This is a genomic window from Tepidiforma bonchosmolovskayae, from assembly GCF_008838325.1.
Lineage (GTDB): Bacteria > Chloroflexota > Dehalococcoidia > Tepidiformales > Tepidiformaceae > Tepidiforma > Tepidiforma bonchosmolovskayae.
In genome coordinates, this window is record NZ_CP042829.1 from 803,830 (window position 1) to 813,137 (window position 9,308).

The window sequence follows — 9,308 nt, forward strand, 5'->3', positions numbered from 1 at the left end:
CAGCGGGCGCAAATGCCGGGCCGGTCAGTCGCGCGGGAGGCCGAGGCCGCGCTGGGCGATGATGTTGCGCTGGATTTCGCTCGAGCCGCTGTAGATGGTCGGCGCGACGTTGACGAGGTGGCCTTTTTCGAAGACGCCGTTCGCGACGGCGTACTTCGAGTCGGGCTCGAGGGCGCCGGCAGGCCCGAAGAGGTTGACGCCGAAGTTCGTAATGCGCTGGGCAAGCTCGGTGGCGAAGACCTTGATGACGGAGGCTTCGTAGTTGGGGATACGACCGGCCTCCTGCATCCAGGCGATGCGGTAGGCGAGCATGCGGCCGACCTCATTCGCGACCCAGAGGTCGGCGATGCGGTGGCGGAGGATGTCGCGGTAGGCTTCGCCGGAGCGGCGTTCGCGCCAGAGCTGCATGAGGAGTTCGAGCTGCCGCTGGTTGGCAGCGATGGAGGCGACGTTGGAGCGCTCGAAGTCGAGCAGGGTCATGGCGACGTACCAGCCGCGGTTCTCCTCGCCGACGCGGTTGCGGACCGGCACGCGGACGTCTTCGAAGAAGACTTCGTTGAATTCGTGGTAGCCGGCCATGTTGATGAGCGGGCGGACGGTGATGCCCGGCGTCTTCATGTCGACGAGGAGGAAGGAGATGCCCTTGTGCTTCGGTGCGTCGGGGTCGGTGCGGACGAGGAGGAAGCACCAATCGGCGTGGTGGGCGCCGGTGGTCCAGATCTTCTGGCCGTTGACGACGTAGTCGTCACCGTCGCGGACGGCGCGGGTCTGGAGGGAGGCGAGGTCGGAGCCGGCGCCGGGTTCGGAGTAGCCCTGGCACCAGGTGACTTCGGCGTTGGTGATGCGGGGGAGGTGTTCGGCTTTCTGCTCGGGGGTGCCGTGGACGATGAGGGTGGGGCCGATCATGCCGACGTTGAAAACGCGGCCGCCGTCGGGGGCGCCGGCGTAGGCGAGCTCTTCGCTGAAGATCATCTGCTTGATGTGGCTCCAGCCGAGGCCGCCGTACTCCTTCGGCCAGGCGGGGGCGATCCAGCCCTTCTTCGCCAGCTTTTTGTTGAAAGCGAGCTGCTCTTCCCAGTTCTCCTGGGAGGTGGGCCGGACGGGGCCGACGCCGCGGTTGGGGAGGGCTTCTGCGAGGAAGTCGCGCACTTCCTTGCGGAGGGCTTCGTGTTCAGCGGTGAACTTGAATTCCATGGGGTGCGAACCTCCTCGGGAGCTCGTAGTGCGGTTTCAGCTTACCGCACGGTAGCGGCTGGCGCCCGTGAGCGAATCGGGTAGGATGCGGAGGTTGCATCGATTTCCGGGGGGCGAGGCGCGTGGGCGAACCGGCGCGGCGGCTGAACGTGTTCTTCGACGTGGACAACACGATAATCACGTGGGACGTGAAGCTCCGGCCGGGCGTGCGGGAGGTGTTCGAGGAGCTGCGCGCGGACGGGCATACGGTCTACCTGTGGAGCGGGATGGGCCCCCGATGGGAGGTAGTGCGGCGGTTTTCGCTGCACGAGCATGTGGCGGACTGCTTCTGGAAGCCGCTGACGGACCACCACAACCGGCTGCGGGAGCTGGGAATCCCGGTGTGGCCGGATTTCGTGATCGACGACCACCGGGAGGTGGTGGAGGCGTTCGCGGGGGTGCAGGTGGCGGAGCCGCTGCTGCCGCTGGAGCGGGACCGGGAGATGTGGCGGGTGCTGGAGGCGATCCGGGTGTTCGCGGCGGGGCGGTAGGGGCACAGCCCATGCGGAACGATGGCATACTGGAAGTACGATGGCGAACGTCACCATCCGCAACATACCCGAAGACCTCCACGCAGCGCTGAAGGAACGCGCACGGCGAAACCGGAGGAGCCTCAACGAGGAGGTGCTGGCGCTGCTGGAATCCGCCTGCCAGGCACCTCCCGGTCCTGCCGACGAGCTCGCGGTCGCTATCGAGGCCGCGCGCGAACGCTGGCGTGACAGCGCAGGGGAGCAGGAGCTGCCGACATCTGATGACGTCGCGGGCTGGATTCGCAGCGGGCGGGCGTGAGGAGTGATTGTCGCCGACGCCTCCCTCATCGCGTGTCTCCTGCTCCCGGTGGCAGAGCGAACCGCAAATGCACTCGCCGTCCGCGTGCGCTCGCTCGACGCCGGGTGGGTGGCTGCGCCGATCGGGCGGCTGGAGTTTTTGAACGCCGCTGCGGGGTACCTGCGGCGCGGACTGATCAGCGCCGAGGGCCTCGTGGATGCCTATGACCTGGCGGCGCGCGCCGTCGCGTCGTTTCGTCCCTCCTACCGCGCGGTAGCGGAGCTGCCCGCCCAGAGCAGCTGCACCTCCTATGACCTCGCGTATGTGCAGGTCGCCCGGGAGACCGGAGCACCGCTCGTTACATTCGACCGGGAGCTCCTGAACGAGTTCCCAGGCACAGCGACCCACCCCGAGGTCTTCCTTGCGGGGCAGGGCTGAGGCGCGGGACCGCTGGCGGAGCTGCGCGTAGAATGCGCGCACACCCTGCCGCGGAGCTGTGTCCATGGAGTACGAGGCGATCCTGTACGACGTCGAGGACGGCGTCGCGACGATTACGCTGAACAAGCCGGAGCGGCTGAATGCGTTCGACGACCAGATGCTGGCGGAGTGGGCGGATGCGATCCGGCGGGCGGACCAGGACCGCGGGGTTGGGGCGATTATCATCACCGGGGCGGGCCGCGGATTCTGCAGCGGGATGAACGTGGCGGCCGAGGCCGGCGGTCACGGCGTGCTTCGAACGCAGGCGACGGTGGCGGACCGGCGGCACAGCCTGCGCGACCGTGTGCATCCGATTCCGCGGGCGCTCATCCAGCTCGAGAAGCCGTACATCGCGGCGATCAACGGGGCGGCGGCCGGCGCGGGGATGGACATGGCGACGATGGCCGATATCCGCTTTGCGGCGACGACGGCGCGGATGGGGATGACCTATGTGCGAATGGGGCTGGTGCCGGGGGATGGGGGAGCGTACACGCTGCCGCGGGTGATTGGGGTGCAGCGAGCGCTGGACTTGATCTGGACGGGGCGGATGATCACGGCGCAGGAAGCGCTGGAGATGGGGTATGTGCTCGCGGTGTACGAGCCGGAGGAGCTGCTGCCGCGGGTGAAGGAGTATGCACGCCAGATTGCGAAGGGGCCGGGGGTGGCGGTGCAGCTTTCGAAGAAGCTGGTGTACCGGTCGGCGAACATTTCGTTCGACGAGCACCTGGACATGGCGCAGATGGCGATGTTCATCGCCCAGTCGACGGAGGATGCCCGGGAGGGTCCGCGGGCGTTTGTGGAGAAGCGGGAGCCGCAGTTCAAGGGGTACTGAACGGGGCGGCTGGACGGGGAGGGCTGCCGGGCGGCGGTCAGCGGAGGAAGTTGAGGAGGGAGAGGTTGGCCGTGCGGCCGATGGCCCCGAGGGCGGCTTCGAGGGCGTTCTGAGCGGCGGTGAAGCGGACGATCGTCTCGGCGATGTCGACGTCTTCGACGCCGGCGCGGAGCTCCTGGAGGTTGGTGTCGGTCTCTTCGGAGCGGGAGGTCGTGGCTTCGAAGCGGTTGAGGCGGGCGCCGACTTCGGCGCGGGCGTTGAGGACGCGCTCGAGGCCGCTGTCGATATCGGCGATGTAGGGGCGGACCTGAGCGCCCGGGGCGCCGGACTGGAGGGCGTCGCGGAGCTGGATGAGACGGTCGAAGAGGTTGCCGAAGACCTGGTCGCCGATGATGTTGACGGGGACGACGTCGCGGGTGGAGACGCGGCGGAGGCGTTCGCCGTTGTCGCCCTGCCAGGTGATGGCCGCGGGCGGGGTGCCGCCGACGGCGTAGGCGGGGGTGGTGGTTTTGTGGCCGCTGAAGATGTAGACGCCGCCGAAGCTGGTGTTGGCGACCTGGGCGAGCTGTTCGATGATCTGGTTGACCTCGGCGGCGATGTTCTGGCGCTCGCTGACGCCGAGGGTATCGTTGGCGGCCTGGACGGTGAGTTCGCGGACGCGCTGGAGGAGGTCGGTGGCGCCGGAGAGGGCGGCTTCGGTGACGTTGAGGAAGGCGGTGCCATTCTCGAGGTTGCGGCGCATCTGGGCTTCGAAGGCGATGGACTTCCGGTACTGCATGGCGAGGGCGGCGCCGGACGGGTCATCGCTGGCGCGGTCGATGCGGCGGTTGGTGGCGAGCTGGCGCTGGACGCGGTCCATGCGGTCGGCGGCATCGGTGAGGTAGGAAACCTGGCGGTGGACGCGGGCCTGTTCGCTGAGTCGCATGGGGGCTACCTCGTGGCGCCGGTGCGGTTGATGAGGGTATCGAGCATGTCGTCGATGACGGTGATGACGCGGGCGGCGGCGTTGTAGGCGTGCTGGGCGGCCTGGAGGTTCGTGACTTCCTCGTCGATGTTGACGCCGTGGGTTGCCTGGCGCGTTGCGTCGAGGTGGTCGACGAGGAGGCCGGCAGATTGTTCGTTGCCGAGGGCGCGGTTGACATCGGCCCCGAGGACGGAAACGAGGTTGCCGTAGAAGTCGCCGGGGGCGACTTCTACGCGGATGGCGTTGTTGCCGGGGGCGGTGAGGTCGGCGACCTGCTGGGGAGCGGTGTAGGTGCCGGTGACGGCGACGTAGAGGGTCGCGACGACGTCGGAGCCGCTGGTGAACTGGATGGTTCCGCCGGGCGCAGAGATGTTGGCGCTGTTGTAGGTGCCGATGGGGTTGCCGTCGTACTGGAGTTCGAGCGTACCTGAGGAAGGCGGGTTTTCGACGATGGTGTAGGTGCCGGGCTGGAGGCCCTGAGCGACCTGGAGGCCGACGAGGGTGACGCCGGGGCTGAGGGTTTCGCCGGTGACGAGGTGGGTAGCGGGGGCGCCGGCGACCATGTTGGGGCGGAGTTCGAGGCTGGCGATCTGGAGGGCGATGGAGGCGTCGCCGGGGGAGTTCGGGGCGGCAGCGGTGGCGATCCTGTGGGGGTTGGCGGCGAGCACAGGGTTGAGGCGGATATCGCCGGCACCGGTGCCCTGGAGGAAATCGAGCCCGGTGGAGTTATCGAGGCCGTAGCCCTGGCGATGGAGGGTGTTGACGCCGTTGATGAGGCCGACGGCGAAAGCGTCGAGCTTGCGCTGGAGGTCGGGGAGGGCCTGGTCGCGGGCATCGAGGATGCCCTTGAGCTTCCCGCCGCCGGCGACGACGTCGAAGCCGTCGTTCTGCCAGGTGAGCTTCGTCATGGTCGGGTCGCCGGGGTCGGGGCCAGCGACGATGGTGCGGGCAGTTGCTCCGAAGACGAGTTCGTGGGAGCCGAGGTAGACGGTGACTTCGCCGGTCTGGGCTTCGGAGTACTGGACGCTGGCGACCTCGGAGAGCTTATCGAGGAGGACGTCGCGGCGGTCGCGGAGGTCGTTGGCGCGGTCGCCGTTGAGTTCGACCTGTTTGATCTGGAGGTTGAGGGCGGCGATCTCGCGGGCGAAGGCGTTGATTTCGTCGGCGGCAGAGGAGACGAGCTGGTTGAGGTTGCGGCGCTGGAGGTCGAGTTCGGACTGCGCGGCCTGGAGCCGGAGGGTGAAGGTCTGAGTGGCGTGGACGAGCGCGGTGCGGGCCGCGGAGGACTCGGGTTCGTTGACGACGTCGTGCCAGGCGGCCCAGAAACGGGCGAGGAGGGCGGAGATGCCGTCGTCGGAAGGGTCGTTGAAGATGGTCTCGGCGTTGCGGAGCGGGGCGGCGAAGGCGGAGTGCTGGCCGCGGGAGGAGAGCGCCTGGCGGGCCTGGTAGTCGATGAATGCGTCGCGGATACGCTGGACGTCGCGGGCGTCGACGCCGAAGCCGGGCTTGCCGAGAAGGCTGTCGCGGGCGGACCAGGCGGCGCCTTCGAGGCCGATGGGGCGGAGGAGGACGCGCTGGCGGGAGAAGCCGGGGGTCTGGGCGTTGGCGATGTTGTGGGCGGCGACGTCGACGGCGAGCTGGTGCGCCCGGAGGGCTTTGACAGCGGTATCGAGGCCGATGGAGAGGGCCATAGGCGTACCTCTAGGCGCTTCGCGAGACGAAGCCGCTGCCTTCCTGGAGGGTGGTCTGGCCGGCGGGCCCGTAGGTCGGGGCGAGGTGGCCGGAGAGGATCGCGGCCCAGCGGTCGCGGAGGCGGATGGCGCCGAGGACGAGGCGGGCGTTGGCTTCCTGGGCCTCGCGCAGTTCGCGGGCGCGCTCGAGGAGGCGGTCGCGGGCTACTTCGAAGCCGGTCACACCGTGGTCCTCGGCAAGGGCTACGAGGTCATCGAGGGTTTCGCAGGGGGCGGCCAGCGTTCCAAGGAGCTTCATCCGCTCGGCTTCGCGGGTTTCGACCTGGCGGACGGTTTCGAGCATCCGGTGGCTGACGGCTTCGATACGCGGGTACTCGGAGGCGATGAGCGCCTGCTGCTTTTCGCGGGCGAGCGTGATGAGCTCGCCGAGCAGGCGCTCCTCCTCGGCCAGGAGGTCGAGGATGCGGCCGAGGGCGGCAGTGCTCACGGGAGGTCCCCGGCGATGCCGTCGGCGAGGAGCCGGGCGGCGATTTCGCGGGCGTTGGAGGAGTAGGTTCCGCTGGCGATGGCGGCCTTGAGGGCAGCGACCTTCTCGGCGCGGACGTCGCGGGCTTCGGCGACGGCGCGGGCGGCCTCGGCGACGATGCGGCCGCGGGGCGAGAGGGTGAGGACATCGTGGGCGGCGCGCGCGCCGTTAGCGCCCTGGGCGCTGCCGGATTGTGCGGCCTGGCCGGCGGCGCCGGGGCCGCCGGCAGGGTTGAGGTGGGTTCCGCCGAGGTTGAGACCGTCGATGCGTGCCATGGGGTGCCTCCTGGCGGGGTGGGCTAGCGGGTGATGCGGGTGGCGAGCTCCAGCATGGCGTCGCCAACGGCGAAGGTCTTTGCGCAGGCGCTGTAGGCGCGCTGGGCGACGATCATGCTGACGAATTCCTGGGCCACGTCCACATTGGAGCTTTCGAGCGTGCCGGGCCGCAATGGGGCAAAACCCTCATCCCCGGGTGACGCGACCTGCGGTTCGCCGCTGTTCGCGGTCGGGCGGTAGAGGCCGTCGCCGAGCGCTTCGAGGCCCTGGGGGTTGGCAAACCGTGCCACGCGGATGCGGCCGAGCTCCTGGCGCTCGCCGTTTTCGTCGAGGGCGGAGACGACGCCGTTGCTGTCGATGGCGGCGGCGGACCAGCCGGCAGGGAGGCGGATCGGGTCCCCGTTTTCGCCGGGGACGATGCGGCCGGCGAAATCGACGAGGGTGCCTTTGCCGTCGAGGAGGAAGCCGCCGTAGCGGGTGTAGACCGGTTCGCCGGCTTCGCCGCGGATGACAAAGAAGGCGTCGTCCTGGAGGGCCGCGTGGAGGGGCGAATCGCTGGCGATGACCGCGGCGGGGGTGAGGAGGAGGTCGCGGGTGGTGACGGCCACGCCGAGGCGGCCGCTGTCAGCGGTGGCGGCGGCATCGGGCAGGCCCTGGTGGAGGGCACGGAAGGCCTTGAAGCCGCTGGTGTTGGCGTTGGCGAGGTTGTGGGCGACGGTATCGAGGATGTCCTGGTTGTGCACGAGGCCGCTGGCGGCTGCGGCGAGGATGGTGGGCATGGCGGGCGACTCCCTTCGGTCGGGTTAGAGGCGGCCAAGCTCGCCGGAGGCCTGGTCGAGCGTGGTATCGAGGCGGGCGAGGACGGCCTGGCTGGCCTGGTAGACGCGCTGGACGGCGAGGAGCGAGGTCAGCTCTTCGACGAGGTTGGCGTTCGAGGATTCGAGGAAGCCCTGGCGGAGGCCGGGGTCGGCGGGCGGCACGCCCTCCGCATCGTCGACGGGGCGGAAGTAGGCTTCGCCGGCGCGGGCGAGCTGAAGGGGGGCGAAGTCACGGATGCGGAGGCGGGCCACTTCGGCGCCGTTCTCGTCCTGGATCGTGCCGTCGGCGGTGATGGTCACGGGCCCGGGCGGCAGGGTGATGGGCTGGCCGTCGTCACCGAGGACGTAGTAGCCGGCCGAGGTGACGAGGCTGCCGGCGGCGTCGCGCTGGAAACGGCCGTCGCGGGTGTAGAAGACGTTGCCGGCCTCGTCGCGGATGGTGAAGAAGCCGGCGGAGAGGGCGAGGTCGAGTTCGAGGCCGGTCTGGCGGAGCATGCCCTGCTGGAAGTCGGTGACAAAGTCGGCGACGAACTTGCCGGTGCCGACCTGGCCGACGACCGCCTGGATGCGGGCGGAGAGGGGCGCGGGGACAGGCGCCTGCTGGGCGATGGGGACGTCGCCGAGGGGTGCGAGGGAGGCGATTTCGCGCTTGAAGCCGACCGTATTGGCGTTGGCGATGTTGTTGGCGAGGACATCCTGGTAGCGCCAGGCGGCTTCCATGGCGGTGAAGGCGGAGTAGAGGCCCTTGATCATGCGGAGTTCCTCCGGGCGAAGGTGATGCGCAGGGCGACGAACGCGATGCCGCCGACGGCAAGCATGGTGAAGGCGGTGCGGGCGGCGCGCTGGACGGTGGAGGGGCCGGGCGCCTCGCCGGTATCGGGGAGGGTTCCGGGGCGGACGTCGCCGGGCGAGGAGCCGTCGTCGCGGATGACTTCGAAGCGGCCGGCGATGGAGAGCGTGGCAGGGAACTGGCCCTCGGGTGCGCCGGCGGGCCGGGCGGCGACCACGAAGAGGCGGTAGTCGTAGGAGGTGAGGCCCTGGAGGCGGGTGTCGAGGACGCCGATGCCGTCTGCGCCGGTGCGAATCGTACCGACGCGGAAGGGGGCCGCTTTGCCGCCGGTGAGCCAGCCTTCGTAGACGTAGCCCTCGACGGGCGGGAGGTTCTTCACGTCGACGCGGGCGTAGGCCTCGGAGAAGGAGAATTCGAGGACGCCCTCGGCGTTGCGGGGGCCGAAGTTGGAGATGCCGTCGAGGTAGGTGAGCTTGACGAGCTGGGGCACGCCGTTGGCGCCGGCCCCGGCGAGGGGAAGGAGCGCGGCGATCAGGGCGGCGAGCAGGGCGGCGAGGAGGGCCGCGGCGAGGACGGCCGCGCGGCGGGTCATGACGCGATCCCCTGGCGGCGGAGGAGGAGGCGAACCTCCTCTTCGCTGCGGTGCATGCGGCGGGCGAGCTCGGCGACATCGACACGGGCGCCGGCGCGGAGCTGGTCGAGGGCCGGGCGGGGCGCGGCGGCGTAGGCGCGGGCAGCGCGGGCGGCGCCGGGGCCGCGGACGGGGATGCCGGGTGCGGGGGCGGTCTCGGCCGCGGAGGGCGTTCGGTGGCGGATGGCGCGGGCGCCGCCGCGGAGCTGCTGGACCTGGAGGTAGAGGTAGAAGAGGGCGCCGAGGGTGACGAGCTGGGAGATGGCGAGCAGGGCGATGACGTCGGTCATGGCGGCCTCCGGG

Annotated in this window: 13 protein-coding genes; 4 read left to right on the plus strand and 9 right to left on the minus strand. The window is 69.8% G+C overall.

Annotated elements, in window-relative coordinates; all coding sequences use genetic code 11:
• Nucleotides 1–24: 24 nt before the first annotated feature.
• Entirely contained in the window at nt 25–1,194 is a 1,170-nt protein-coding gene (locus Tbon_RS04110) for an acyl-CoA dehydrogenase (RefSeq protein WP_158066439.1), read from the minus strand.
• Between the two features lie 122 nt (nt 1,195–1,316).
• On the opposite strand from Tbon_RS04110, the gene Tbon_RS13740 reads away from it, so the two are divergent.
• The 4 genes from Tbon_RS13740 to Tbon_RS04130 all read left to right on the plus strand — a co-directional run bounded on the left by Tbon_RS13740 (nt 1,317) and on the right by Tbon_RS04130 (nt 3,310).
• The gene (locus tag Tbon_RS13740) at nt 1,317–1,724 is read left to right on the plus strand and encodes a hypothetical protein (RefSeq protein WP_192498129.1); all 408 of its coding nucleotides are present in this window, start codon (nt 1,317–1,319) and stop codon (nt 1,722–1,724) included.
• A 40-nt stretch (nt 1,725–1,764) separates the two neighbouring features.
• Nucleotides 1,765–2,022 (plus strand): FitA-like ribbon-helix-helix domain-containing protein, encoded by a 258-nt coding sequence (locus Tbon_RS04120; protein WP_158066440.1) that lies wholly within the window; start codon nt 1,765–1,767, stop codon nt 2,020–2,022.
• Between the two features lie 48 nt (nt 2,023–2,070).
• Nucleotides 2,071–2,439 carry a type II toxin-antitoxin system VapC family toxin gene (locus Tbon_RS04125; protein ID WP_158066441.1) on the plus strand — a complete coding sequence of 123 codons (369 nt, stop codon included), beginning with the start codon at nt 2,071–2,073 and terminating at the stop codon, nt 2,437–2,439.
• A gap of 64 nt (nt 2,440–2,503) precedes the next feature.
• Complete coding sequence (locus Tbon_RS04130) at nt 2,504–3,310, plus strand: enoyl-CoA hydratase/isomerase family protein (RefSeq protein ID WP_158066442.1); 807 nt, start codon at nt 2,504–2,506, stop codon at nt 3,308–3,310.
• A gap of 37 nt (nt 3,311–3,347) precedes the next feature.
• On the opposite strand, the gene flgL is transcribed toward Tbon_RS04130, so the two are convergent.
• From flgL to Tbon_RS04170, 8 genes are read right to left on the minus strand one after another with little or no spacing between them, the layout of a single operon-like run.
• Entirely contained in the window at nt 3,348–4,235 is an 888-nt protein-coding gene (flgL, locus tag Tbon_RS04135; protein ID WP_158066443.1) for a flagellar hook-associated protein FlgL, read from the minus strand.
• Between the two features lie 5 nt (nt 4,236–4,240).
• The gene (flgK, locus tag Tbon_RS14355; RefSeq protein WP_158066444.1) at nt 4,241–5,965 is read right to left on the minus strand and encodes a flagellar hook-associated protein FlgK; all 1,725 of its coding nucleotides are present in this window, start codon (nt 5,963–5,965) and stop codon (nt 4,241–4,243) included.
• A gap of 10 nt (nt 5,966–5,975) precedes the next feature.
• The gene (locus tag Tbon_RS04145; protein WP_158066445.1) at nt 5,976–6,452 is read right to left on the minus strand and encodes a flagellar protein FlgN; all 477 of its coding nucleotides are present in this window, start codon (nt 6,450–6,452) and stop codon (nt 5,976–5,978) included.
• Nucleotides 6,449–6,766, minus strand: coding sequence for a flagellar biosynthesis anti-sigma factor FlgM (gene flgM / locus Tbon_RS04150; RefSeq protein ID WP_158066446.1), 318 nt, complete (start codon nt 6,764–6,766; stop codon nt 6,449–6,451). The genes Tbon_RS04145 and flgM overlap by 4 nt, the downstream gene beginning before the upstream one ends.
• 23 nt (nt 6,767–6,789) lie before the next feature.
• Complete coding sequence (locus Tbon_RS04155; RefSeq protein ID WP_158066447.1) at nt 6,790–7,545, minus strand: flagellar hook-basal body protein; 756 nt, start codon at nt 7,543–7,545, stop codon at nt 6,790–6,792.
• A 24-nt stretch (nt 7,546–7,569) separates the two neighbouring features.
• Nucleotides 7,570–8,337 (minus strand): flagellar hook-basal body protein, encoded by a 768-nt coding sequence (locus tag Tbon_RS04160; RefSeq protein ID WP_158066448.1) that lies wholly within the window; start codon nt 8,335–8,337, stop codon nt 7,570–7,572.
• The gene (locus Tbon_RS04165; RefSeq protein WP_158066449.1) at nt 8,334–8,966 is read right to left on the minus strand and encodes a hypothetical protein; all 633 of its coding nucleotides are present in this window, start codon (nt 8,964–8,966) and stop codon (nt 8,334–8,336) included. The genes Tbon_RS04160 and Tbon_RS04165 overlap by 4 nt, the downstream gene beginning before the upstream one ends.
• Nucleotides 8,963–9,295 (minus strand): hypothetical protein, encoded by a 333-nt coding sequence (locus Tbon_RS04170; protein WP_158066450.1) that lies wholly within the window; start codon nt 9,293–9,295, stop codon nt 8,963–8,965. Before Tbon_RS04170 ends, Tbon_RS04165 begins: the two co-directional genes overlap by 4 nt.
• Nucleotides 9,296–9,308: the final 13 nt, after the last annotated feature.

What these genes read in the sequence shown, in the direction of transcription:
- Tbon_RS04110 (WP_158066439.1), bottom strand. Translation starts at nt 1,194, where the DNA reads ATGGAATTCAAGTTCACCGCTGAACACGAAGCCCTCCGCAAGGAAGTG.
- Tbon_RS04120 (WP_158066440.1), top strand. Translation starts at nt 1,765, where the DNA reads ATGGCGAACGTCACCATCCGCAACATACCCGAAGACCTCCACGCAGCG.
- Tbon_RS04130 (WP_158066442.1), top strand. Translation starts at nt 2,504, where the DNA reads ATGGAGTACGAGGCGATCCTGTACGACGTCGAGGACGGCGTCGCGACG.
- flgL (WP_158066443.1), bottom strand. Translation starts at nt 4,235, where the DNA reads ATGCGACTCAGCGAACAGGCCCGCGTCCACCGCCAGGTTTCCTACCTC.
- flgK (WP_158066444.1), bottom strand. Translation starts at nt 5,965, where the DNA reads ATGGCCCTCTCCATCGGCCTCGATACCGCTGTCAAAGCCCTCCGGGCG.
- flgM (WP_158066446.1), bottom strand. Translation starts at nt 6,766, where the DNA reads ATGGCACGCATCGACGGTCTCAACCTCGGCGGAACCCACCTCAACCCT.
- Tbon_RS04155 (WP_158066447.1), bottom strand. Translation starts at nt 7,545, where the DNA reads ATGCCCACCATCCTCGCCGCAGCCGCCAGCGGCCTCGTGCACAACCAG.
- Tbon_RS04160 (WP_158066448.1), bottom strand. Translation starts at nt 8,337, where the DNA reads ATGATCAAGGGCCTCTACTCCGCCTTCACCGCCATGGAAGCCGCCTGG.
- Tbon_RS04165 (WP_158066449.1), bottom strand. Translation starts at nt 8,966, where the DNA reads ATGACCCGCCGCGCGGCCGTCCTCGCCGCGGCCCTCCTCGCCGCCCTG.
- Tbon_RS04170 (WP_158066450.1), bottom strand. Translation starts at nt 9,295, where the DNA reads ATGACCGACGTCATCGCCCTGCTCGCCATCTCCCAGCTCGTCACCCTC.